The sequence below is a fragment of the Cyclobacterium sp. 1_MG-2023 genome (assembly GCF_030546805.1).
In the GTDB taxonomy this organism is placed as follows: Bacteria; Bacteroidota; Bacteroidia; order Cytophagales; family Cyclobacteriaceae; genus Cyclobacterium.
Window position 1 is genome coordinate 322,312 of record NZ_JAUOPC010000002.1, and the last position, 26,081, is coordinate 348,392.

Below are 26,081 nucleotides of genomic sequence, written 5' to 3' on the forward strand. Positions count from 1 at the left end.
CGATAGTGAGGGGTTTACCTTTATAAGAAGGCTTAAGTTATTTTAAATAGGGGATTAATTAGTATAGAAATAAAAAGAAAGCATATGTTTGACATGATGAATATAATGAACAAGGTGAAGGAGGCTCAAGCCAAAATCAAGGCCACCCAAGCCGAATTGGTACATTTACAAGCTGAAGGTGAAGTGGGGGCCGGTATGGTTAAAGTGATTGTAAATGGCGAAAGAAGGGTGTTAGACATTGAAATTGATTCCACTTTGGTCAATGAAAAAGACAAGGATATGATGAAAGACCTTATTGTTGGAGCTACCAATAAGGCACTGGAAAATATAGATGTGAAGATCAAAGAAAAAATGAGTTCTGCAACAGCAGGTATGATGCCTAATATTCCGGGTATGGATTTTGGAAGCATGATGTAATGAAAGAAGCTGCTATTGTTATTTTAAATTACAATGGGGAAGCCATGCTTCGGAAGTATTTACCTCAAGTAATAAGCAATAGTGTTTATGATATTGTTGTCGTAGATAATGGAAGCAATGATGCCTCCATTTCCTACATTCAAAAAGATTTCCCTGAAATAAGGTTGATTTTACTAAGTGAAAACCACGGATACAGTAAAGGGTATAACCTGGGTTTGGAGCATTTAAAAGATGTCTATTCCTATTATTTACTTCTCAACTCTGATGTGGAAGTTACTGACGAATGGGATCAAACACTTGTAGGCTACCTTTCACAAAACCCAAAAGTGGCAGCCTGTCAGCCCAAAGTGCTTTCCCTGACAAAAGGTTACTTTGACTATGCAGGGGCTGCAGGTGGTTTTTTAGACCAGTTAGGCTACCCATTTTGTCGGGGAAGGATCCTTCACGTAGTGGAATTGGATCAGGGGCAATACAATGATTCAATCGAATTAGACTGGGCTTCAGGTGCGTGCTTTTGTGTTAAATCATCAATTTTCCATGATCTTGGAGGCTTCAATCCTTTTTATTTTTCTCATATGGAGGAAATAGATTTGTGTTGGAGGATGAGAAATGAAGGGTATAAAATTCATCATTGTGGAGCCACTCAGGTGTATCACCTCGGAGGAGGAACTTTGTCTCAGGTAAATCCTTTGAAAACTTACCTGAATTTTAGAAACAGTCTTTATATGCTTAGAGGCAATTTGGAGTTGAATGGTTTTCTAAAAGTTTTCCTTTGGCGAATAATTTTGGATTTTGGGGCTATTATGCATTTACTATTGACCAAGGGAGTGGGCCATAGTTGGGCCATAGTGAAAGCCTATTGGGACTTTCTTACAAAATGTGATGCATTGAAGTACCGTCAGTCTAAAAAGGTGAAAAATCATATATCAGCAAAGCCACTTGCTATCTATTCCATCATATGGTCCTATTATCTGAAAGGAAAGAAAAAATACTCCGAACTGAGTTAATCAAATAGAGCCGGGTTATTCATTCTCCTTAAATAAGTTCTTATTTTCATTAGCATTCCAAGAGTTACATAAAGAATGATTGGAGATCCTAGCGTAATAAAAGAACTATAGATAAAAAACAATCGAATGCTGTCGATAGGGAAATGAAGTTTTTCTCCTAATTTTGAGCAAACCCCGAAGGCTCGTTCTTGGAAGAATAGTTTTATATTTTCCATGTTAATGACCATTTTAGAGTTCTAAGAATTAAAATTAATGCAACTTATTGATAATAAATTGGTTAACCTATGAATATGGTAAAAAAATACATTGCCTTTTTTATCCTTTGTACGGCAATTGCAAGCTATTCTTGTAATGTTGTACAAGTTAAAAAAAAAGCAGATAACCAAAAAATTTATTTAGACCCAAATAATTTAGAGCGTTTGGGTGATTCAGTAAGGTTTAACTTGACTGTTGTCCTCCCAAATGCAATGCTCTTAAGAAACGAAACCTATGCTTTATCTCCTTATTTCAAATATGATAATGAAACGTATTTTTTTGAGAAAAAGTTAAAGGTAAAAGGGGATACACTAGATGTGTATTCAAGTGTGCAGCTGACAGAAAGTTTTAGCATGCCATTTGTCAAAGGAATGGAAAACGGAAGATTGTATGCCAAAGGAGAGGTTTCAAATAATCAAGGCGCCAGCCAATATGAGACCGAAGAAGTCCTTGTTTCAACAGGTATTATTGCCACTGCCGCTCTATCCCAAATAGGACAGTACCGCGGTCAGGAACAGTTTCCTGTATTAGGCTTATGGGTGGATTCCTACCAAAAAGAGACCGTGGGAATGCTTTTAGAAAACAGCTTTGATGATTTAAGAGATGCTTTTTCCTCCTACAGTGGAATACCATTTACCGCTAAAACTCCCTTTTTAGAAGTATTGGAAGGTCCCGGAGATTGGACCTATAAATTAAAGAGATTACAAGCCTTGCCCTCTTTTAATAAAGTCCAAAGAGATGTTTTGAATCCCTTTGTCCAAAAGGCAATTAATGCAGCCCGTAAAGCTGAAAGTATTTCTGACCTTCAGCTGTCAATTTTAAGTAGAAGTATTCGCAAGGGGCAGGTTCCGGCCGATACCTTGTCTGAAAATGATTATATTCGGGCATTGGATATGGAGCCGGGATGGAATGAGAAAGAGGAGATTTTAAGGGCTATGGTAGAAGTTTACCCAAGTGCTTTTTCTTTTAATAATTTAGGAGTTGTATTTACCAATAAGGCGAATAGAACCAGCAATACCAAAGACAAAAACCAGTTGCTGGAAAATGCGCTTTTTGCCTTCAATCGGTCCAATGCTATTTTTGAAAACCCTTATGCGGTTTATAATCTAGGGATTGTGTTTTGGTTATGGGAAGATAAATTTAGTGCCTACAATAGTTTTTATCGGGCTTATACCCTTACTGAGTTTGATAAAATAAAAAAAGTCCATCAGGCTGCTTTGGGTGCCGTTTCAATATTCAATGGTGATTATAGATTGGCTGTAATCCATTTGAACAATGCCGAAAAAAGCCCAGTTAACCTTTTTAATCAAGGCTTAGCGAATGTTTTGTCCGGAGATTATTACAATGCTACGATTCAATTTGAAAATAGTGCCATACAAAATATGAGCAATGGCTTTCCTTTTTATGGCTTAGCTATAATTGCGGCAAGAAATGGTGAGGAAACCAAGCTTTATGAAAACCTTAAAAAAGCCATAACCCGAAACGAATTCTTAAGAGATCGGGCTGCAGCTGACTTTGAATTTGCTGCTTTCCATGACAAAGAAGGTTTCAAAGAGGTGCTTAGGTGAAATGAAAAACATTAAAATGAAACAAATTGTTGGTGTAGACATTGGAGGGTCGCATATTAGCGCAGGGCTTTTGGATAACCAAAGTTCCAGTATCTTGGATGAGAAGATTGGTAGAAAGCCCGTGGATTCTTTAGGGACGAATGAAGAAATCTTAAATGCTTGGACGGATTGTATATTGTCCTTGGATATCAATAAAGATGCTTACTTAGGCATTGCCATGCCGGCCCCATTCGATTATGATCAAGGCATATCCTTGATTTTAGATCAGGGGAAATACAGGTCTCTTTATCAGGTCAATCTAAAAGAGGCCCTTTCTGACAGGTTAAACTTACCTGTTGACAATATCGCCTTTATTAACGATGCTGCTGCTTTCTTACAAGGAGAAGCTTTCGTAGCCGGTTGGTCCAAAGAAGAGAAGCTGATGGGAATTACTTTAGGTACCGGACTTGGGGGCTCTTATAAATTTGGTGATAAAGCGGAAGACGGAGCATTTTGGTCAGTCCCTTTTAAAGGAGGTATTGCAGAGGATTTAATCAGCACTTCGTTTTTTGTAAGATGGGCAAAGGAAGCCTTTAATATTGAGGTGGATGGTTTGAAGACCCTACTGGCCATGCCGGAAAGGAGATCGGCTACATTGGATGTTCTCAAAGAATTTGGTCAAAATTTGGCAGAACTGATGCTTCTACAAATGGAAGGAAAGGCAATTGATAAAGTTGTTATTGGAGGGAATATGGTCAAAGCCGGAGATTTGTTTTTACCTGAAGTAAAGCGAGTTTTGAATGCCAAGAATGCCGATCCGGAAATTTATATAAGCAAATTGGGAGAAAAAGCGGCCATGATAGGGGCCGCAAGCTTGTTTGAGAAATAATAATAAAAATTCATTATCTTTTGAGCATTATTTAGAAGAGCAATTTTTAATACTTTGTTTAATTATAGAATAGAATGAAAATAGAGAAAGATTTATCTAAAGCAGCTATTTTTAAAACAGTTGAAAGTTGGTTAGTAGCCGACGGGTTTAAAATTATAAACCAAGATGAAACCAGACCTTGGGGTGGTTTTTTTGTCATTGATGAAGAGCAAATCAGCAAATTCAAGGAAAAGTTTTTTCCTGAAGTAAGCTTATCACCTGAGCAATTGAAAAATAAATTAAGCCCTAAAATATTACTAGTTGGGCCCGATAAAAGATTGTCTTGGCAATACCATCACAGAAGGGCAGAGATATGGAAGTTGGTAGAAGGTGAAGGCGGGTTGATAACAAGCGAAAATGATACCGAAGGAGCATTGAAAGAGATGACCATAGGAGAAGTGCAACGCCTGAAGCAAGGTGAAAGACACAGGTTAGTAGGCTTAAACAACTGGGGAGTAGTGGCTGAAATATGGATGCATACTGATCCTGAAAACCCTTCAGATGAGGAAGATATTGTCCGTGTACAAGACGACTTTTCCAGAAAATAAGAAGTAAAGCGATTAGTAAAGTGCATGGCATAGTCAGCGATTATGCCTTAGCTGGTTTTTATAAGTAGAACGCATAAAAATGAAATTTGAAAAAGCCATTCCGGATCCTGGTGAAAGGGACTGAATGGCTTTTTTACCTTCAGGGAACTAAATGGACTCAAATTATTTCATGTCATTATTCTGCTATTGATTAATGTATGAATTTTTATTAGCATAGGTATAATTGCTTCCGGTTTTTTGAACTGTTTTTGGAAAAAAATGAAATAAGGGATTCATTGACTCAGATTTTCTCCATCTAGAAACCTGTCCTGTATTATAATAAGTGTCTTTACTTTTGCTTTTTTGCTTTGCTTGATAGAAATTAAGGGCCGAAAACAGTTGTTTTCATGATAAAGTCAACGGCTACAAGTACCTTAACCTATTTCTATTAGCCTATTATTCAATTTGCATAGTAAACCCATAATAAACTTAGCCTGGATTTAAGGTTAGGATGAATAAGCATTGCCAAGTACTTAATTGATGCTTAGGTTTGCTTTAATTTTTCCAAGGGCTAGTAAAAAAGGCATTCATAACTAGAAACTTGATAACTGAAAATTTCATTCAACCCAAAGCAGATGAAGGAGGCTTGGAATCATTCGGATAGCTTTTTTTAGGCGGTATACACAATTGTAACTATCAACACAGCAATACTATGACAAATACATTGGATTCCATTAGGCCCTCCACCAGGTATCAATCCCTGGATGTTTTACGAGGATTGACCTTGGCCTTGATGGTGATTGTAAATACACCAGGGGATGGCAGTACCAGTTTTGGCCCATTAACCCACGCTGATTGGCATGGATTGACACTGACAGATTTGGTTTTTCCTTCTTTTTTGTTTGTTGTGGGCAATGCCATGAGCTTCAGTCTCGGTAAATTCAAACAAAAGGGGAGCAATGCGTATTTTAGCAAGGTGTTGAAAAGAACGGTCTTAATCTTTATCATTGGCTTGCTTTTGACAGCATTTCCTTTCTTCAGGATCAACGACAGCGGAATGATACCCTATGATTTTATGAGTATTAGGATCTTAGGTGTTCTGCAACGAATAGCTTTGTGTTACGGGCTTGCTGCTACCTTGATCTACTTCTTGAGTCCGAAAAAAATCCTTATTACAAGTGGCCTTGTCTTGCTTTCTTATTGGCTGGTTATGTTTCTTTTTGGCATTCCGGGAATGGATCCTTTATCACTTGAAGGGAATGCAAGTGGGCGTTTGGATTTGTGGCTTTTTTCTCCGGATAATTTGTATAAGATGGATGGAGTGGCTTTTGATCCGGAAGGTCTGTTAAGTACCTTTCCCGCCATGGTTAATGTAATGCTAGGCTATTGGGTAGGCCTACAGATTCAAAAAAGAGGTGGAGACATCGAGACTGTACTTTGGTTGGCGATGTTTGCCGTAATTTTACTTGTTTTAGGTTACGTATGGGATTATGGTTTCCCCATTAATAAGAAAATCTGGACCAGTTCTTTTACGCTAGTGACGGTTGGTTATTCCACACTTACGTTAGCAGTATTAATGTTTGTTTTGGAGGTGCGGTCGATCAAAGGCTGGGCGTACTTTTTTGAAGTCTTCGGTAAAAACCCCTTGGCATTGTATATATTATCCGGCGTTTTGGTAAGAACCTTGGGAATGATAAGGATTGAAGGTCAATCGGTACGTAATCTGGCTTATAAAGGTCTCTTTGAACCGATTTTCCCTGAAGGTTGGGCCAGTTTATTGTTCTCCATTTCTTTTATGCTGATCATATGGTTGATTGGCTGGTGGATGGATAAGAACCGCTGGTACATTAAGGTTTAAGGGATTCTAGCTGGTCCAAATTTAGCGAAGCGTAACTTGGAGGCGTAATGCGGAAAGTTTTCAACTTTCGTAAATCAGGGTTAATCGCTTAAATCAAAGGATACTACCACCCAAAGACGATTAGTCATTTGCCATCCCCCAGCTGAAGGCTATTGAAAAAATGGTTTTATTATTTCATTTTTAGAATTTTACCCGAACCCATTGTTCAAAAAAACAATTCAATAGGAATTGGCTTCAGCCCATTTATAAGATTACATCGTAGAACCTGACTTTAGCCAAAATTTAGAGTTAAGAAGGTTCTTTTAATAATCTACCTTTTCATATAGATTTGAGGTCTAATTGTTGAGACCTCAGGTTGACTTCGATATGCTCTGCTACCAGTAACTAACAGCCCAATAATCTTCGGATTAAGTAGAGGAGGTTTAACTAGGCTATCAAACCTAATAGCTATTAAAATGTGGGCGCATTACCTTTCCAATGCCTTCCGATCCCAGTTGGAGGTATTGGCAGCCGCTTTATAGGTCGTTTGTAAAAAATCCATTAAAGTTTTTTCAGGATTTGAGGATGATTGTACATCTTCATATTTAAGGAAAAACTCACCCATTTCCGAGCTGTAAAATGCTTGTTCCGGCAATACCTTTTGCTTGGCATAAGCTTCATTTCCGGGGTAAGCATATGCGTAATAAACAGGTATAGGGGAGTCTTTGGATCCAGGCCAAAATCCGGCGCTACTTACTTCATGAGAATAGGCCTCTTGCATGACTTCCAATGGTATATTCGGTACTCCCCCCTGATGTAAAGGGGCCGTTCTTCCCGAAAATCGCGTTACAGCCAAATCAAAGGCACCCCAAAAAAGGTGTACTGGGCTGGATTTGCCAATAAACCCACTCCGAAATTTGTTAAAGACCGCATTTGACTTGAGCATGGCTTTCCAAAGAAGGCTTGCAGCATGTGGATTGTAAGGGCTGATTGCAGTATTTGAGGCAAACGGTATGGCAGGATCCATTTCGTTGGGTCGACCATGGATTTTAATATTTACCCCTATATTAGCCAATTTCTTAAAGAGTTTGTGATAAAAATCAGCAACCGTACTTGTTGCTAAAGGAATATGTTGTGTCGGTGCATTGGCACATTTGATGTGCAATTGGTGTTGTATAAAATCCAGCTCCAGTTCAAAGGTGCCACCTTTAAAACAAATAGCATTGGTGGTATAACCTGCGGGAGAAATGTAAAGGGTACAATGCCAAGAGTGATTTAACCATGGCATGGCCTTTAACCGGATCTTTCCAATTATTTGAAGCCATTGATGCATGGTTTCAACAGTTTCCTGCATTGTTGCAAAATCTAATATCGGCCATTCGGTTGATAGGTGCTTACTCATGATTTTCCGGGTTAAATTGTTGAGCAGGAACAGCATTGCTTTAATGGTTGCCTTTTATTATACAAAAGTTGTCAATGAGAATTCAAAATACGAAAAATTAAAAGCAATTCCATATCCTGTTTTTATCGATACCCTTTTGAATTTCAGTTCTCCCGATTTTAGAATTGATTGATTTCATATCTAAGGTTCATTGTCTAATTCGGAATAATAATAAATATCTTGATTGTACTTTTCGGGAACAATTCTGTTTATTTAAATGTGTTTTGCCGTGTTGGAAAAATTTATTTATCTATTAATTGAAGTGTTTTTATGATATAATACCAGTAAAATATAATATATTATAAGTGTTTTTATTTTATAAGCCATATTTTTATACACCAGAAAATAAATATTACGGCATATAAAACTTAATAAAATGGAAATCATTTCTAAATCACTTCAAAGGATCAAAGTCCATTGCATTTCTATTTATTTTGCTTGCATTCCCTTGTTATTTATTTGTCATACTCAGCTTAATGCAAATGTTATGAAGTTGAATTTAGGGGGTGTTTTTACGGATCTGGAGCAAATTGACACCTTAAAAGAGCGCCCTAACTTTATTATCATATTTTGTGATAATTTGGGTTATGGAGATATTGAACCCTTTGGCTTGAAAGTAAATCGGACTCCGGAATTAAATCGAATGGCCAAAGAAGGGCGAAAGTTTACTCATTTTTTGGTTACGGCTGGAGTTTGTACACCTTCTAGAGCTTCCATCATGACAGGTTGTTATTCTCAGCGGGTAGGCATGCATGTCAACCCTAGGGATGGACTGGTATTGAGACCTATTTCACCTTATGGGTTAAATCCAGAAGAAATAACAATAGCAGAAGTGCTAAAAAGCGTTGGCTACAAAACAGGACTTATAGGGAAATGGCATTTGGGAGACCAACCAGAATTTTTACCAAACAATCAGGGCTTTGATTATTTTTATGGGATACCTTATAGTGATGACATGACCCAAGAGGTTGGTAAACGGATTGGGACAAGATTTAATGGGTTGAATTGGCCGCCTTTACCGGTGATGGAAAACATGAAAGTTGTTAGAGCAGGGGTTGATAGAAATTTGTTGACCAAAGATTATACTGAAAAGGCTTTGGAATTTATTGACCAAAACCAGGACGAACCATTTTTCCTTTACTTGCCTCAGGCCATGCCGGGAAGTACTACTCAACCCTTTGCCAGTGAAGCTTTCAAAGGTAAAAGTAAAGGAGGTCCATGGGGAGACAGTGTAGAGGAATTGGATTGGTCGGTAGGTCAAATAATGGATAAGCTAGTGGAGCTGGGAATAGCAGAAAATACCATCGTCGTTTTTACCTCAGACAATGGTGCCCCAATGACCGCTGACCCTGAAAGTACAGTAAGAGGAACAAACCTTCCTTTAACAGGTCGAGGCTATACGACGGCCGAGGGAGCCTTTAGAGTACCTACTATTTTTTGGTGGCCGGGAACTGTTCCCGCTGGGACAGTTAGTGAGGAAATGGCTACGACAATGGACTTTCTCCCTACCTTTGCCCAGCTTTCAGGGGCCAAGGTTCCCCAAGACCGAATAATTGATGGTAAAAACATTCTCCCCTTGATTCTAGGAGAAAATGATGCAAAAACCCCTCACGATGTTTTTTATTATTACTATATGGACCAACTTCAAGCCATCAGATCCGCCCAATGGAAATTATTCCTGCCTTTAAAGGAGTTTGAGGTCCATCCGTATTTTAATGAAGGGAAAGAGAGCCAGCCTCTTTTATTTAATGTCGTGAATGATATTTCTTCTTCTCATAATTTGGCTGCTGAAAAGCCTGAGATAGTAAAGAGGTTGACAGAATTGGCAGAGATAGCCATAAATGATTTGGGGGATAGTGATAGGGTAGGTGTCAATCAAAGACCGGCAGGTAAAACCGATAAGCCGTTACCTGTGCTCAAGGAGTAAAATTATTCAGAACCATTCTTATCAGGACTTTAATACCTTCAAAATTGAATGGCTTTAGGTATTGGTATTATTTCTAGCAATTATATTCTTTAAAATAACCTTGGTTGGCTAAAGATTTTTTTAATTATTTCGCATAAATTATTTTATTAAAATTTAATTTTTTAAATATTTATTTTGGATTATTATAATATGAATTTATGTTAAAAAAAGAATAATATACTTTTACTGAATACTTTTAATTTTATGATTCTCCTTTCCTTATGAAATAAGTTATTGGATGAACTTTTAATAGATAGGTTGCTTAGATTTAGTACATTATCCTGTTTTCCTGTTTGTTTATATATGCTTCGCCACAGAAAAGGCCTTGAACGCAAAGTCATCAAAAAGAATGCTCAAATTATATAAACCGATCATACCCACCTATCAATAATAAGCCAAAAAGAGCACCTAAGCTACGATTGTTTTCCACCTCACACAATGAATGCATGCATTCACGAATAATTAACTACCATTCGCGAATTCTAATTCTCGCTTTATTCATTTAACAATACATTTGGTTACAGATGAAAAGAGTCTAAGTGATAGACTATGAGAGGGATATGATGGTCTTTACCGTGGGTGTCCCTGTGCTTCAATTATAATAAAAAAAAATCAAACCTCATACTCAACAAAAACTAACTAAATATGAAAATGTTCAAAATCAAAATCCTAACCTTGTTGCTACTAATTGGTACCGTAGCCTTGAATGAAAAAGTGAATGCTCAAACTGAAAAAGATGGTACGTTTTACACCCTGGCTGTTGACCCAACTTTTGGAGGGAGGGGCTTGGTAGGTGCAACGATTCCCCCTTTGGCTTTATATGTTGAACGTGGCATAGCCGACTTTATGAGTGTGGGGATAGCGGTAGGGGCAGATTTAAGAAAGCCTACCTATACAGATGAAACTTGGGTCGCTTTGGGCTTGACCCTAAGAGCTGTGGGCTATGCCTTTCAGGCAGTAGAAGAATTTTCTGATGATGATATAAGTGTTGCCGGATTGGAACCTTATTTTGGCTTTACATTTGGTCAATACTGGCCGACTATTGGTCACAGTTATGGAAGCTTACTTAATCATAGCAAGCTTGGAATTGTGTTGGGCACCAGGTGGTATCCCGGGGATAAAAAGAATTTTGGGATTATGGCAGAATACTCTTCAGCAGGAAATACAGGATGGGGATCCGGAATCAACTTGGGGGTGACCTTTGGTCGTTGATTTGGTTGGCGAAATAGCAATTGTCCTTGGCCCTACCGAAGCTTATTGCTTTAGTAGGGCTTAAATATTTGTGTCGAATAGATTACTATTCAGTTATTTTTCTCTTCTTGGTTTCATGTTAAATTCAAATTAACTGCCTTTACCTTATATTAAAGACTCAAGGTTGTTTAATAGAGAAGGACTGTTTTCAATTAAAATAGCCCGCTAATTGAATAAAACAAGTTCCTTCAGCTGCCGGTTATTAGAATAGGATGAACAGGCTGGTAGGTATTTTTGAAATTGATAATAGAGCTATCGAAGGAAGAAATATTCTTGACATACCGGCTTAATTCTTAAGGTGCACTCACTCAATTTTCACCTGTTTATTAGTTTGTTTAGGCATGTGAAATAAGGTTCACTTAGCTTTTAAAAAAAGCGATTCTATTAGAGGTATTATTATTTATTGCTATTGGAGTATTAGGTTTAATTTTAACCTTAATCCTATTTAAAATTGTAAAACCTAGAATAATGAGCTTTTCATGATGCCAAATTACAGGTGAATTGATAAAGTATGTAAAAATATAGTTTAAATTGTCGGTCGATTAAAATTGTATTTTAACGATTCAGTTTTTAATTTATTAAAGAAATTAGGTGGGTAAAGTTGAGGGTTATAAGGAAGGGAAATTGCGTTTTTTTTTAGGTTTTAGGAGTCATTTTCAGGAGTAGTTTTCAAACCATTTTTAACAAAAATTCACAAGTAATATGGCATTTGGAGAATATTCTTGATTTTAATGGTATAATTATTCTTTAACTATGAATAGTCAAAAATAATAACGTGAAGCTTGAGTAAATTTTGGTTTTTGGTAAAATTAATTCAAAAAATGGGCATGCTTGGTGGATTAAATGGATGAGTTATTAGCCATTCATAAAAAATAATAAAAACTTATTTTTTTAGTTTTATCAGTATTAAAAATAATTGTGATAACTTTTAAGCGTGTTTCGAAGGAAATACTTATTAATTATTGAAATATGGTTTAAAATTTAACGAAAAAATAACCTGCTTACTCTTCCTTTTCTTTTAAGCCTTTCAGATGATATTTGACTCAGAAAGTTTTAAAGGTAATCACAAACCAAAATTTAATGTTATGATAAAAATTCTTACCAATTTTAAAAAGCACATTGATGCTTTTTCAAAACCTAATTTCCAGCCGGGCAAGGTTAAATTGCGTGGTTTGGCATTTAGTCTAATAGCAATGTTTGCACTCACTTTCGCAGGGGTTTCAAACGCTAATGCACAGAATGAGATCACCGTTACCGGTGTTGTAATGGATGCCGCTTCTAGTGAAACATTACCTGGAGTAAATATTCTTTTGAAAGGTAGCGGTATCGGTACCATTACGGATATTGATGGTAGTTATACCATAAATGTTCCCAACAATGAAGCCGTTTTGGTTTACTCATTTATTGGTTTCTTAAACCAAGAAATTACGGTAGGAAACCAAACTACAATTGATGTTCGGTTAACCACCAGTGCTACAGACTTAAACGAAGTAGTAGTTGTAGGTTATGGTACCCAAAAGAAAAGTGACCTTACAGGTGCGGTAACCCGTGTGGATGCAGCTACATTTAAGAACCAACCCTTGACTCAGGTTTCTGATATGTTAGCAGGAACAGTAGCCGGTTTTTACGGTACTCAAGGTACTTCTGCTTCTGGAGGTAGTTCATTAGAGGTGAGGGGGCCTACATCTCTTACTGGAGGAACATCTCCTCTTATTGTGGTTGATGGAGTGATCTTTTATGGAGAACTATCCGATATTAACCCAAATGATATTGAGTCAATTGATATCTTAAAAGATGCGAGTTCTGCTGCAGTTTTTGGATCGAAGGCAGCTTCCGGTGTGGTAATGATTACTACTATTAAAGGAGAGTCTGGTAAGCCTTCAATTAATTTCTCAGCTAAAACTGGGATTAATACCATTACAAACAAGAACTTCAGACCTAGAAATGCTGCAGAGTATGAGGATTTTAGAAGAGATTTCTTTAGGACTTTAGGAGTAGCAAATACTCCTGATTATTATTGGGATGATCCTTCTAATCTTTCTGATGGTGTTAGCCTTGAACAATGGAGAGCTGCAAATGCAAATTCAAATCCTGATAATACTCAAGAATATTTGAGTAGGCTTAATTTTTTCGATACTGAGATTGATCAATACCTTGCCGGTAATACAACGAATTGGCTTGATGAAGTAACACGCAACGGTGTACGTCAAGATTATGATTTGAGTATCAGTGGTGGTGATGACAAATTCCAATACTACTGGTCTTTAGGGTATGTAGACAATCAAAACTTCTTAGTAGGAGATGACTTTAGCTCCATCAGGTCTAGATTAAATTTGGACTTTAAAGTAACCGAATGGTTAAATGTGGGTACGAACACGCAATTCTCAAATACCGATAATAGTTCTGTGCCAGCTAGTATGAATTTTGCTTCTATTAGTCCTTATAGTACTGTTTATGAGGAGGATGGAAGCGTTAATTGGTATCCTCATGGTTACCCAAATGTTTCAAGTCCGATAATTAATAGTACCTATCAGGAAAGATTGAATAAGACCACGGGTATTTTTGCTTCTTTGTATGCCAATGTGAAATTGCCTTTTGGGATTCAATATAAATTGTCCTACCAGCCTCGGTTTAGTTTCCAGAAAGATTATAATTTTTGGGGACCAGAAACTCTTGAGGGTGGAAGAGACAGGTTAGATGGCTATGGCACGAGAACGGATTACTCCTTAAATGCATGGATGGTAGATAATATTTTAACGTGGAATAAAGAATTTGGAGAGCATAATTTCAATGTAACCTTGTTATATAATGCAGAGCAAACCAAAACTTTTAATTCTTATGGTGAAAACCAAACTTTCCAACCTAACCAAGCTTTAGGATACAATGGACTTCAGTTTGGCTCTAGACCATTGGTAGATACATATGATACACAAGCTGGAGGTAATGCCTACATGGCAAGACTTAACTATACCTATTTAGACAGGTATTTGTTAACAACCTCTGTAAGAAGAGATGGTTACTCTGCTTTTGGTGCAGACAATAATGTAGCAACATTCCCTGCAGTGGCTTTGGGTTGGATTGTTTCTGAAGAACCTTTCTTCCCTCAAAATACTGCCATCAGCCTATTGAAGCTTAGAGGTTCTTGGGGTGTTAACGGTAACAGAGACATAGGAATCTATTCTTCATTGGCACAGATTGGTACCAACTTGTACTATGATGGCACAAGTGTTCAACTTGGATTATATAACAACACTTTGGCCAATCAAGGTTTGAGATGGGAAAAAACTGAATCTTATAACTTTGGTCTAGATTTAGGTTTGTTAGAAAATAGAATTGATATTTCTGCAGAATACTATGACATGACTACCACTGATCTGTTGATGAACAGGCAATTGCCTGAAATTACCGGATTCTCTAGTATTACCGCCAACCTGGGAGAATTACGTAACAAAGGGTTTGATGTAACCATCAATACAGTTAACGTAAACCGTCCTAATATTTTATGGAAATCCAACTTCGTATTTTCATTGAATAGAAACGAGATTGTAAGTTTATTTGGTGATACGGAAGAAGTGATCATCAATGGAGAAACTGTTACTAGACAAGTACCGGACTATACCAATGAATGGTTCCCAGGTGAGGCTATTGATGTAATTTGGGATTATAATGTACAAGGTGTTTGGCAGTTAGACGAAGCTGATGAAGCCGCTGTTTACAATATGCAGCCTGGTGATTATAAATCAGAAGATGTAAATAATGATGGAGTATATGATGCCTTGGTTGATAAGCAATTTATTGGCTACACCAGACCTAGATATCGTTTGGGTTTGAGAAATGATTTTACTTTCCTAAAAGATTTCACTGCAACCATCTTCTTAAGAGCTGACCTAGGTCATCAAAGAGAATTTACTTATGCCACACATGAGTCTTCAACCTATGATAGAATCAATATCATGAACATTCCTTACTGGACTCCAACAAACGGAGAGACAGAATATGCGCGTACCTCTGAGGTTCATGGTGCATATGGAGGTGGATTGAGAGTATTTAAACCTACAGGGTTCTTGAGGGTTCAGGATGTTTCCTTGTCTTACAATATTCCTTCCTATATCGCAGAAAGGTTACAAACAAAAAGTATCAGAGTGTTTGTGTCTGCAAGAAACTTAGCAACGTTTACAAACTGGCCAGGTTATGATCCTGAATCAGGAAACGTACCGATGCCAAAATCGTTTTCTGCAGGAATCAACCTTTCGCTTTAATGTTTAGTACCAAAAAGATTTAAATATTATGAAATATATAAAACAATATTTGTTCCTTTTTCTGGTAAGTTGTTTGGCATTTGCATGCTCAGAGGACTTACTTGAACAAAAACCACTCTCTTTTTTCGCACCGGAGAATGTGTTTATTGATGCGGCCGGTTATGAAGCCGGTTTGGTTACTATGAGAAAAGCCCTTACAGAAGGTGTTACAGGTAGTAGAAGGCATTATATGGTAGGTGAGTGGTCTGCGTCTGAGGCCGGAACGCCAACCTTCCAAATGGATTGGTTTCAAACCACTCCATTCTTCGATAGGTATTATACCTTTGTTCCTCTCTTTTCCGAGTCCTTTGAATTTATCAAGAATGCTAATGTTGTAATTGGTAGAATCGATGACATTGAATGGGAGGATGAGTCTACAAGAAATGCCATCTTGGCTGAAAGTTTATGGCACAGGGCTTTCTGGTACTACTGGTTGATTAATTCTTATGGTGATGTTCCATTTGTAGGAGAAGAAGTAATGGGTGTGAGGTTAGATTACCAGACGCATAGCCGATGGGCAATCCTTGATAAAATCCAATCAGATTTGGAATATGCTGTACAGTGGTTGCCAGAAACTGCAGTGCCGGGTGCTATCACAAAAGGGGCAGGAAATCATTTGTTGACCAAGGTTTACCTTGCCAATTTGGAATTTGATAAGGCCATCGAATCTTCTTCAGCCGTTATTAATGGAAATTATGCTTTGGTGGAAGACAGATTTGGCAGTGAAGCGGATGTAGCTGAGAAAAATGTGATCTGGGATCTACACCGTCCTGAAAACAAGAATATTGGTGCAAATACTGAAACCATTTTAGCAATGGTTGATAGATTTGAAGCCCCTTCAGGTGCACAAACAGCCGGTTTGTATACCATGAGACATTTTCACGCTTCTTGGTGGCATTCTACCATTAGAGACAGTCAAGGCCTTAGAGGTACTTTGGATAGTGGGCCGAGATATGACTCTCTAGGAAGAGGAAACCCGGATATGATCTCTACACCTTACGGATTTTATGAAATTTGGGAAGAAAATGGTTTCGATTACATGACCACTCCTGACCTTAGAAGAAGTGATATCAACTGGATTGACAAGCATGAAATGGTTTATAACAATCCTGAATCTGTAGATTATGGAAAACCTGTTGATATTTCTTTATTAACTGCCCCTCAAGATTCCGTTTACAAACATTTCCCGTTTATTTTCTATAAAACGTATGCACCACAACAGTCTCCTACAGCTATACCTATGGGAGGAAATGGAGACTGGTATATTTATAGACTTGCGGAAACGTACCTACTTCGTGCAGAAGCTTACTATTGGAAAAACCAATTAGATGCTGCTGCTGCTGATATCAATGAAGTGAGAACAAGAGCAAATGCATTGCCAATAGACGCTTCTGATGTAACCATTGAATACATCTTTGATGAAAGAGCCCGTGAGCTATTCTTAGAATCTCCTCGTCATTCAGAAATGGTTCGAGTTTCCTATATCATGGCTTCTCAAAATTTGGGAGGTTATAGCCTTGAGTCTTTTTCAGACAATAACTGGTGGTATGATAGGGTCATTGAGAAAAACATCATGTATACAATTAAGCCAATAGTGATAGGGAATACTCCTGCGATTGCCCCTTTCCACGTACTTTGGCCAATTGATAATAATGTAATAACAGCAAATACCTTAGGAACCATTAACCAAAATGAAGGTTATGTGGGTGCTGAAAACAACGTTGCTCCTTTGGAAGTCGTTGAATAATTAATGGATCCCTCTGTTTAACCAAACAGAGGGATTTTTTTCTTTTATTTGAACCGAAACTTATCTTGACCCTTAGGTTTTATTATACTTGCCCTGTCTGAATAATGCATTGCACTTTTTATAAGTCCATCTGGGTGAGCAATGGAAAGTAGCCTTAAATCTCATTGTGCCTTTTGGTTAAATAATTGCTAAGGGTTCAATTAAACATGCTCCAAAAACTACCACCAACTTACCATTGCACCTATATTCCTTTGCTTCAATCTCCAACTTTTCTTAACTTCTAGTGGTGATAATAATTTCCACGAAAAAATATGGACAGACTATTTCGAGTTTTCCTTTTGGGATAGTAAAAAGTGACTTGATAAGTAAGCAATAATTGTTTCCGGTCACTATTTCCAAACCAAAACGATTGTATACGGTAAACAATTAAACATGAAGAGTAAATTCCCAAAATCTTATTGCACAATTTTTTTTGGATTAGCAATTTGGCTGTTTAGTAACCCCTCATTTTCACAACAAAGTATAAACTTTTGGAAAGCCGGAGTAGATAAAGTTGAAATTACTCCTGAAGGTTCCATCTGGATGGGTGGCTATGCTGCTAGAAAGAAACCTTCAGAAGGTGTCAGACATTCGGTATATGCCAAAGCCCTTGCCATCGAAGATCCTAATGGTAATCTTGCTGTTGTTGTGACCGCTGATTTGTTGGCTTTTAGAAAATTTTTATCTGATAAAATAAGAGATCAACTGAAAGCTAAATATGGTCTCTCCAGAGAACAAATAATTCTCAACAGTTCACATACACATACCGGACCGGAGACGGACCATCCGCGATATCAATTCCAACTTAGTAAAGACGAATACAATAAAATTCAAAATTTTGCCGATCGAGTAGAGAGAGAAATAGTTGAATTGGTTGGCCAAGCCATAGCATCGCTTGAACCGGTAACTCTTTCTTCCGAAAATGGAATTACCCGATTTCAGGTCAATAGAAGAAACAATAAAGAAGCCCAAATAAACGCACAAACTGAATTAATTGGTCCCAATGATTATGCTGTACCAGTGATTAAAGTTGAAGACCCGGAAGGAAACCTTAAGGCGATTCTTTTTGGCTATGCCTGTCATCCTACCGTTTTATCAGATTATAAGATTTCAGGAGACTACGTAGGTTTTGCACAGATGGAATTGGAGAAAATTTATCCGGGAACTACAGCCTTGTTTTTTCAAGGAGCAGGCGCTGATCAAAACCCTTTGCCCAGAAGGTCAGTAGCCCTGGCCCAACAGTATGGCAAAGAATTGGCCGCAGCTGTTGAACGGGTAGTGAATGAGGACATGAAGGTATTGGAAGTAAACCTTTCCACCGCTTATTCGGAAATTGACTTGAAATTTGCCAAGGCAGTGCCCACTCGAGAAGAATTGGAAGATATCATTAGCGGTGAAACCTCCGGTTATCCCAACTACTTAAAGGAAAATGCAAAAGTGCTGGTTTCAAGGTTGAACAATGGAGAACATTTAAAATCAACTTATCCTTATCCTGTTCAAGTTTGGAAATTAGGTGACCAAGCAATTTTTGCTTTAGGAGGGGAACTTCTGGTGGGGTATTCGCTTGAACTTAAAAAGATTTTTGGTCCCGATATATTTGTAATGGGCTATTCCAATGATGTGATGGGATATATTCCCACCAAGATGGTGCTTTCTGAAGGCGGATATGAAGCCAATAGATCCCCTTATTTGACTTCGCAATGGGCAGCATCAATAGAAGATGATATCCTTTATGAAGCGACCAAACTAGCGGAAAATGTAGGTATTCAAACTATAGCATACCCTCTTATATCGCCATGAAAAACTACATATCCTATTTAAGACCCCTTCGATTTCCAGGCTTCTTGCTTTTTCTTAGTTGCTTATTGATTCCAAACTTGCTAAAAGCTCAGGTGGATTCAATCGGGTGGAAAGCCAACGTAGCAAAAATCAATATTACTCCAAAAGCCCCTATGTGGATGGCCGGTTTTGCTTCAAGAACCAAGCCTTCTCAAGGAGTCATTCACCCGATCTGGTCCAAAGCCCTTGTTATTCAAGACAAAGACAAGAATACTGCTGTATTGATTACAAATGATCTTTCCGGCATGCCGAGAGACATGAGCACTCGAATAAAGAAGAAAATCAAAACAAGGTATGGCCTAAATGAGGATGCTGTATTATTGAACTTTTCCCATTCTCATTCCGGACCCGTGCTCAAAGATTATTTGTACCATGTCTACCCTTTGAGTGATGACGAAATCGATAAGGTAAATACCTACTCGGATTGGCTGGAAGATCAAATTGTTGAATTGGTGGGGCAAGCCTTAAAAGGATTGATTCCTGCCAAAATTTTTACAGAGAACGGACTTACCAGGTTTCAGGTAAATCGAAGAAACAATACAGAAGCTGAATTGGGAGCCACCACCACTACCAATGGCCCGAATGATTATGCCGTTCCGGTATTAAAAGTGACTGATAGAAAAGATAACATCATGGCAGTTGCCTTTGGATATGCTTGTCATGCAACAGTCTTATCAGTCACCCAATGGTCCGGGGATTATCCGGGATTCGCACAGGTTGAATTGGAAAAAATGTACCCGGGTGCAACGGCCATGTTTTTCCAAGGGGCAGGAGCCAACCAAAACCCATTGCCCAGACGGACGATTCCATTGGCACAAAAGTACGGTAAGGAATTGGCAGCGGCAGTAGAAAGCGTTTTAAATGAGGATATGAAACCCTTAGCTGCACAATTAAAAACGGCTTATTCGGAAATAGCCCTAGATTTAAATGAGCCACCCTCTAATGAAGTCTTGGAGAAAATGATAAAGGAAAGCAGTGGTCATTACCAGCGCTGGGCTGTGATGATGCATGAAAAAGTTAAAAACAATACCGTTGAGCTTTCCTATCCTTACCCCATTCAAATTTGGAAATTGGGAGACCAATTGATGGTGGCACTGGGAGGTGAACCGGTTGTTGACTATGCTGTCAAGCTGAAAACCCAATATGGGAATGATTTATTTGTACTCGGTTATTCAAATGATGTGATGGCTTATATTCCCTCAAGAACGGTACTTGAAGAAGGAGGCTATGAAGGAGCAACATCTCAAATAGCTTTTGGTCATCCCGGAACTTGGAAACCTACACTAGAAACAAAAATATTCAAACGAATCAACCGGATGATGGCCGGGTTTTAAACACTGAATTCAATTCAAAGCAATTTCAAAGCCTAAACATGGTCAATAAAACAGCGAATAGAAGGGACTTTATAAAGCAGAGTACGCTTTTGGGCTTAGGTATGTATTTAAGCCCATTTACCCTCTCTTCAACGCCGCATAAATCGTTTGATTACCCGGATACTGAGCAGTTATTGGATTGGTCAGCTTGGGAGAAGTACAGACATTCAGTAAGTCACCCTTGCCTTACAATTAAAGAAAACAACCTAGCGGCTGCTAAAGAAAATATAAAAGACCAAGAATGGGCCAAGGTTCATTTCGGTAGGATTCACGGTATTATAAAGAGTCATATTAACAAGATTACCCCTGAATTTCTTAATAGCATGGTGGAGGAAACGACCCCGGGGGATCCGCTTTGGACACCTTGCCCTTCATGTAGGGACAAAGGCTTGCCTGTACACCCGCATGGACTGTGGAGTTGGGAGGTTGAAAAACCGGAAGAAATCCAATGTACGGAATGTCATGCAGTATTCCCGAACAATGACTATCCGGAAGAAATTGTATTAACGACCAAATGGGGGAAATCCCAAAAGATTTCCTACTGTGGTGGAGACCCTTTTGTGATCTTTAGGTATAAAGAGGGCAGGCCTAGTTTTACAGCCAATATCAGGTCCAGAAAAGTACAGTGGATTGCAGGATTTTGTAAGACTTTGGCAGAGGGTTATTTACTTACAGGAAATGTATCCTATGCTGCCAAATGTAGACAAATCCTCCTTAGGTTGGCCAAATGCTATCCGGGGTGGCTAATACATGTAGGCTATGGTGAATATGCAGACATGGATCCCAAAAAAGCAGCGCTCAATATGATGAACTTGCCTGAACCGGAATTGTGCCCACCACCAAATGTGCCTGACAATGCCCTATGGACCGGTTTTTGGAGTGCAGGTAGGGCCAGTGGCGTAGGATTGGAATCTGATTTTGTGAAAAAAGTTGTGACAGCATATGACCTCACCTGTGAAGCAAAGAAGTCCGATGGAAGGCCTCTTTATACTGAAAAAGACAAATACAAAATAGAAAAAGACCTGCTTCTTGAAAGTACCATTTTGCTGGTTTGTGACAAGAAGTTAAACAATAAATCTGTTAGTAACCGAACGGCCGTAGCTCTGGTTGGGATGTGTGTAGGGCATCCGGGTTTGCTTAGATTCGGACTTGAAGGATTTAACATGACCGTAAATGGCTGGTTCTTACCTGATGGAACTACCAGTGAATCCCCTTTTTATGGCTTGATGACCTTGGGAGGGATTTGGGACATGGCCCAAGCAGGACAAGGCTATTCAGACCCCGAGGGTTATAAGGATAAGTCGGGTCAACGGATAGACGATTTAGACCTTTATCATGAAACCAATTACAAGCTGGTTTGGGAGGCCTTTTTCAAAGGCTTGCAAGGAGACCTAAAATATCCACCCTATGCTGACTCTTTTGAAAATACCACACTGGATGTGGCTTACGTAGAGTTAATGGTCGCCAATTACCCGGAGAAAAAGGAATACCTCGCCTTGTTAAAAGAACTTTGTGGGAATGAACTTATTTTGCATAGTGGATCACCTGTATTTAACAGTGAATTTACAGACAGTGAAGTAGAACCGGTATTGCGACTTCCCTATGACCTTACCAAACCCAATGGCGCTTTGTCATTCTCTATGTATTACAGGGATCCGGGGCTTAAGAATAAAAAAGAGGGGGTTTTGACATTCCCGGACTGGTGTCCTCCAAATTTACAAATTGGTCACCTAAGAACAGGGGAAGATGGAAGAGAAAGTTTATTGCTTTTGAGTGCCAGCCCTTGGGGAACCCATCATGAAAATGATAGTCTTAACCTGTACTATTGGAAAAAAGACGCTGCTTTACTTTCAGATTTGGGATACCTATGGGATCACCCCCAGAAGCCCAATAATATCAGGGCCTTGGCGCACAATACGGTGCTCTTGGATGAGCAAAATCAAATAAAAAAAGGCAGGGGCGGTGAGGTTCTTGTGTTCAAAACATTTCCTAATGTCAAGGTAATGGAAATGGCATCTACGGCCTATTCCCAGGCTTTGGTTTACAAGCGAACTTCTGTATTGGTAGATCATGGGAATGGGAATAGCTATGTGGTTGATTTCTTTAGGGTACAAGGGGGTGAAATTCAGGATTATGTTTTTCATGCATCCAGTAATGAGCTCACAATAAATGGTCTCTTTCCGGTGGCCAATGCCGGATTGGTACTTTATGATTTTGAGAACATCAAAACAAGTGATGGCAATGGAACCTGGAACAGCGAATGGAAAAGTGAAAATGGACTTACGACCCGTGCCTGGTCGCTTGGGCAGGAGGGGGAAGAGATGTTTGTGGGTGATGGCTGGGGACAAAAGGATTGGAAAAATGCTGACATTGGTGCTACTTTACCCTATTTTGTAAGGCGGAAAAGAGGAGACAGGCTCCAGACTTTTGTTTCGGTATTTGAGGGTTTTGAAGAGGGTAAGTCGACAGTGAAAAGTGTGTCCCTTTTGGACAAAACAGGAGTAGTGATGGTAGAGACCCCTTTTGGAAGAGATTATATCATGTCCATGCATAATAAAGGAGAAATGACCATAAAGCATAAGGAGGGCAAGGAGAAAATTAGTGGTCATTTTGCTGCTGCGTCCGTCCGTAATGGTCAAATGATCTGGAAGGAAGTGCTGTCCTGATAAGGCTTTGGATTTGCTAAAAATTTAAGACTTAATGATAATACTTGCGGCATGATTCAGTTGCCGATTCATTATTGAAAGTATGGCTTTCAAAAAAACAGTTTGAAAATATGAATAGAAGAAAATTCTTTTCCACCAGTGCAGTTTCTGTTTCAGGGATTGCGCTAGGTGCACATTTGACAGGATTTACCGGTAAAGAAAAACCTGTCGAAGAGAATGACCTGATGAAAGAGGTCATGAAGTACAGGAAGATTGATTCCCATGCCCATGTATACTTTACCGAAGACAGCCCCGAGACGCAGATAGGGTATGCAGACAGGCTAGGGATCGATAAATTGGTGATTTCAAGACCGATGAGACCGGGGAGTAAAGGGCTTCCCGAAGAATTTATTGCTTGCAATGATTTGATCCTTAAATCCATGAAGAAGTACCCTGATAGGTTTATTGGTCAGCCAACGATCAATCCTGCATTTCCAAAGCAGGCGATGGAAGAAATTAAAAGGTGCATGGATCATGGCATGACGGGATTGAAACTTTACAACCATGTGAAAATAAGTGATCCATTGTTTTATCCTGTAATTGAGAAATACATAGACATGAAGATGATCATCTTGATGCATATGGGGATTGGGAAATCACGGGTTATCTTTGATGCAAGGGAGCCGGAAAATGTGTCTACACCTGATGATTTCGTAATGGTAGCGGAACGCTATCCGGAGGCAATGTTCCAATTGGCACACCTTGCAGGTGGTGGAGATTGGTTGGATGCCTGTAAGGCTGTGGCGCCTTATCCCAATGTGTTTGTTGATGTATCAGGAAGTAACAATGAGGGAGACATTATTCCTTATGCCATGGAATATGTAGGCGAGGATCGGATTTTCTTTGGTTGTGACAATAGCTTTTTTCAAGGTGTGGGGCATATGATGGCTGCTGAGCTTACAGAGAGCCAACGGAAAAAGCTCTTTTTTGATAATTATAACAATGTACTTAAAAAGTCAGGAAACCATGTGGATAGATAGTAATGCATATATAGGCCACTGGCCCTTTCGTCAGGTAAGAAACAGCAGCTGTAAGGCCCTTATGGAGAGGATGGATGCCAATGGTATTGCTGCTTCTGTTTTAACCAATATCAATGGAATATTTTATAAGGACACCCAGGCTGCGAACAGGGAGACTTATGAGGAAATCAGTTCCAATAGGAAATGGGCCAAGCGATTGATACCTTTTGCAGTGATCAACCCAATTTATTCGGGCTGGGAAAGAGATTTGGAGGAAAGCAGTGGGAAGTTAGGCATGAAAGGGGTAAGGATTTTCCCAAAATACCACCGCTATAGCCCGGATCATCCCTCTTGTATAGCAATGGTGAAAAGGTGCAGGGACATGGGATTACCAGTTGGCCTAACATTGAGAATGGTGGACAGTCGTCCAAGCTCGTGGTTGGACATTAGCAATGAATGGAGGCTAAGTGATGTGATGCCCATTGTAAAGGCCGTGCCTGATGCCAAGTTTATGGTGCTGAATTTGTCCGGTAGTACACATTTGGAAAAAGAGGATTTGGATTTGTTTAAGAAAGCGGATGTGTTTATGGATACTTCCGGAAGAAATGTCCTTGACTTGGCAGGATTGATGAAGACTTTTGGTAAGGAAAAGTTCGGTTTTGGTACGCATTCTCCTATTCTGGACTACAAAACCGGAGCATTGAGGATTGCCTCTTTGCGCGAGGATGAAGCAGATGCAAAGACCAGAGAGGACTTGCAGTCAGGAAATATTAAAAGATTTTTAGGGATATAAGGTAGGGGTGATTTTGTCAGCATTGTTGCAGAAAAAAAAAAGCAACAATGCCGCCAAAATCAAGATTATATACGATTCATTTTCCACGGGTTTCACCCGTGGCTATTATAGTTTCAGCCCTTCAGGCTTATTTGAGTCACTGATTCCCGTGAGGTCAATTGAAAAACCGGAACCTGAGCGGGGCCGAAGGGGTAGGTTTTATGGATAGGTTAACCTAAGGCTTCGACTCCGCTCAGCCGCCAGTAGATTGGAAGCCGTTCAAAATCCCATTTCCCGCAACTCCCCTCCGGACCATAATAGGGAAGGGATTTGTTGATATACTGGAATCCATAATAAATTGAATTCGTAAGTTAGATTTTCTTGACCACGGGTTTTGCCGGTGGCTATAATCCTATCAGCCCTTCAGGCTTTTTGAGTCACTGATTCCCGTGATGTCAATTGAGAAACCGGACCCTGAGCGGAGGTGAAGGGGTAGGTTTTATGGATAGGTTAACCTAAGGCTTCGACTCCGCTCAGCCGCCGGTAGATTGGAAGCCGTTCAAAATCCCATTTCCCGCAACTCCCCTCCGGGCCATAATAGGGAAGGGATTTGTTGATATACTGGAATCCATAATAAATCGAATTCGTAAGTTAGATTTTCTTGACCACGGGTTTTGCCGGTGGCTATAATCCTATCAGCCCTTCAGGCTTTTTGAGTCACTGATTCCCGTGAGGTCAATTGAAAAACCGGACGGACCCTGAGCGGAGCTGAAGGGGTAGGTTTTAAGGATAGGTTAACCTAAGGCTTTGACTCCGCTCAGCCGCCGGTAGATTGGAAGCCGTTCAAAATCCCATTTCCCACAACTCCCCTCCGGGCCATAATAGGGAAGGGATTTGTTGATATACTGGAATCCATAATAAATCGAATTCGTAAGTTAGATTTTCTTGACCACAGGTTTTGCCGGTGGCTATAATCCTATCAGCCCTTCAGGCTTTTTGAGTCACTGATTCCCGTGATGTCAATTGAGAAACCGGACCCGATGGGGTAGGTGGTGCGGATACGTTAACCTAAGGCTTCGCCTCCGCTCAGCCACCGGTAGATTAGAAGCCGTTCAAAATCTTATTTCCCGCAACTCCCCTCCGGACCATAATAGGGAAGGGATTTGTTGATAT

The 26,081-nt window shown here is 39.3% G+C and carries 17 protein-coding genes; 15 read left to right on the plus strand and 2 right to left on the minus strand.

Annotated elements, in window-relative coordinates; translation table 11 throughout:
* Positions 1 to 84 precede the first annotated feature (84 nt).
* Both Q4534_RS03680 and Q4534_RS03685 read left to right on the plus strand, forming a co-directional pair.
* The gene (locus Q4534_RS03680) at positions 85 to 417 is read left to right on the plus strand and encodes a YbaB/EbfC family nucleoid-associated protein (protein WP_303611818.1); all 333 of its coding nucleotides are present in this window, start codon (positions 85 to 87) and stop codon (positions 415 to 417) included.
* The gene (locus Q4534_RS03685; protein ID WP_303611819.1) at positions 417 to 1,424 is read left to right on the plus strand and encodes a glycosyltransferase family 2 protein; all 1,008 of its coding nucleotides are present in this window, start codon (positions 417 to 419) and stop codon (positions 1,422 to 1,424) included. The genes Q4534_RS03680 and Q4534_RS03685 overlap by 1 nt, the downstream gene beginning before the upstream one ends.
* Here Q4534_RS03685 and Q4534_RS03690 read toward each other — a convergent pair.
* Positions 1,421 to 1,639 (minus strand): PspC family transcriptional regulator, encoded by a 219-nt coding sequence (locus tag Q4534_RS03690; RefSeq protein WP_014018501.1) that lies wholly within the window; start codon positions 1,637 to 1,639, stop codon positions 1,421 to 1,423. The two genes, Q4534_RS03685 and Q4534_RS03690, sit on opposite strands and share 4 nt — an antisense overlap.
* Positions 1,640 to 1,708: 69 nt before the next feature.
* Here Q4534_RS03690 and Q4534_RS03695 point away from each other — a divergent pair, with 69 nt between their 5' ends.
* From Q4534_RS03695 to Q4534_RS03710, 4 genes are all read left to right on the plus strand, one after another.
* The gene (locus tag Q4534_RS03695; protein ID WP_303611820.1) at positions 1,709 to 3,247 is read left to right on the plus strand and encodes a TPR end-of-group domain-containing protein; all 1,539 of its coding nucleotides are present in this window, start codon (positions 1,709 to 1,711) and stop codon (positions 3,245 to 3,247) included.
* 16 nt (positions 3,248 to 3,263) lie between these two features.
* On the plus strand, positions 3,264 to 4,115 hold the full coding sequence (locus Q4534_RS03700) for an ROK family protein (RefSeq protein WP_303611821.1): 852 nt from the start codon (positions 3,264 to 3,266) through the stop codon (positions 4,113 to 4,115).
* 74 nt (positions 4,116 to 4,189) lie between these two features.
* A complete protein-coding gene (locus tag Q4534_RS03705; protein WP_303611822.1) occupies positions 4,190 to 4,702 on the plus strand; it encodes a phosphoheptose isomerase in 513 nt (170 codons plus the stop codon).
* A 691-nt stretch (positions 4,703 to 5,393) separates the two neighbouring features.
* Positions 5,394 to 6,539 carry an acyltransferase family protein gene (locus tag Q4534_RS03710; protein WP_303611823.1) on the plus strand — a complete coding sequence of 382 codons (1,146 nt, stop codon included), beginning with the start codon at positions 5,394 to 5,396 and terminating at the stop codon, positions 6,537 to 6,539.
* A gap of 466 nt (positions 6,540 to 7,005) precedes the next feature.
* On the opposite strand, the gene Q4534_RS03715 is transcribed toward Q4534_RS03710, so the two are convergent.
* The gene (locus tag Q4534_RS03715) at positions 7,006 to 7,920 is read right to left on the minus strand and encodes a DUF5996 family protein (protein WP_303611824.1); all 915 of its coding nucleotides are present in this window, start codon (positions 7,918 to 7,920) and stop codon (positions 7,006 to 7,008) included.
* A gap of 526 nt (positions 7,921 to 8,446) precedes the next feature.
* Here Q4534_RS03715 and Q4534_RS03720 point away from each other — a divergent pair.
* From Q4534_RS03720 to Q4534_RS03760, 9 genes are all read left to right on the plus strand, one after another.
* Positions 8,447 to 9,886 carry a sulfatase gene (locus tag Q4534_RS03720; protein WP_303611825.1) on the plus strand — a complete coding sequence of 480 codons (1,440 nt, stop codon included), beginning with the start codon at positions 8,447 to 8,449 and terminating at the stop codon, positions 9,884 to 9,886.
* A 684-nt stretch (positions 9,887 to 10,570) separates the two neighbouring features.
* Positions 10,571 to 11,137 (plus strand): hypothetical protein, encoded by a 567-nt coding sequence (locus tag Q4534_RS03725; protein WP_303611826.1) that lies wholly within the window; start codon positions 10,571 to 10,573, stop codon positions 11,135 to 11,137.
* A 1,124-nt stretch (positions 11,138 to 12,261) separates the two neighbouring features.
* Positions 12,262 to 15,435: a TonB-dependent receptor gene (locus Q4534_RS03730; protein ID WP_303611827.1), complete on the plus strand. Its 3,174-nt coding sequence runs from the start codon at positions 12,262 to 12,264 to the stop codon at positions 15,433 to 15,435.
* A 28-nt stretch (positions 15,436 to 15,463) separates the two neighbouring features.
* Positions 15,464 to 17,221 carry a RagB/SusD family nutrient uptake outer membrane protein gene (locus Q4534_RS03735; protein ID WP_303611828.1) on the plus strand — a complete coding sequence of 586 codons (1,758 nt, stop codon included), beginning with the start codon at positions 15,464 to 15,466 and terminating at the stop codon, positions 17,219 to 17,221.
* Between the two features lie 432 nt (positions 17,222 to 17,653).
* Positions 17,654 to 19,060 carry a neutral/alkaline non-lysosomal ceramidase N-terminal domain-containing protein gene (locus tag Q4534_RS03740; protein WP_303611829.1) on the plus strand — a complete coding sequence of 469 codons (1,407 nt, stop codon included), beginning with the start codon at positions 17,654 to 17,656 and terminating at the stop codon, positions 19,058 to 19,060.
* Positions 19,057 to 20,433: a neutral/alkaline non-lysosomal ceramidase N-terminal domain-containing protein gene (locus tag Q4534_RS03745; RefSeq protein ID WP_303611830.1), complete on the plus strand. Its 1,377-nt coding sequence runs from the start codon at positions 19,057 to 19,059 to the stop codon at positions 20,431 to 20,433. Before Q4534_RS03740 ends, Q4534_RS03745 begins: the two co-directional genes overlap by 4 nt.
* 38 nt (positions 20,434 to 20,471) lie before the next feature.
* A complete protein-coding gene (locus Q4534_RS03750; RefSeq protein ID WP_303611831.1) occupies positions 20,472 to 23,138 on the plus strand; it encodes a heparinase II/III family protein in 2,667 nt (888 codons plus the stop codon).
* A 110-nt stretch (positions 23,139 to 23,248) separates the two neighbouring features.
* The gene (locus Q4534_RS03755; RefSeq protein WP_303611832.1) at positions 23,249 to 24,157 is read left to right on the plus strand and encodes an amidohydrolase family protein; all 909 of its coding nucleotides are present in this window, start codon (positions 23,249 to 23,251) and stop codon (positions 24,155 to 24,157) included.
* A complete protein-coding gene (locus Q4534_RS03760) occupies positions 24,120 to 24,929 on the plus strand; it encodes an amidohydrolase family protein (protein ID WP_303611833.1) in 810 nt (269 codons plus the stop codon). Before Q4534_RS03755 ends, Q4534_RS03760 begins: the two co-directional genes overlap by 38 nt.
* The last annotated feature ends 1,152 nt before the right edge of the window (positions 24,930 to 26,081 follow it).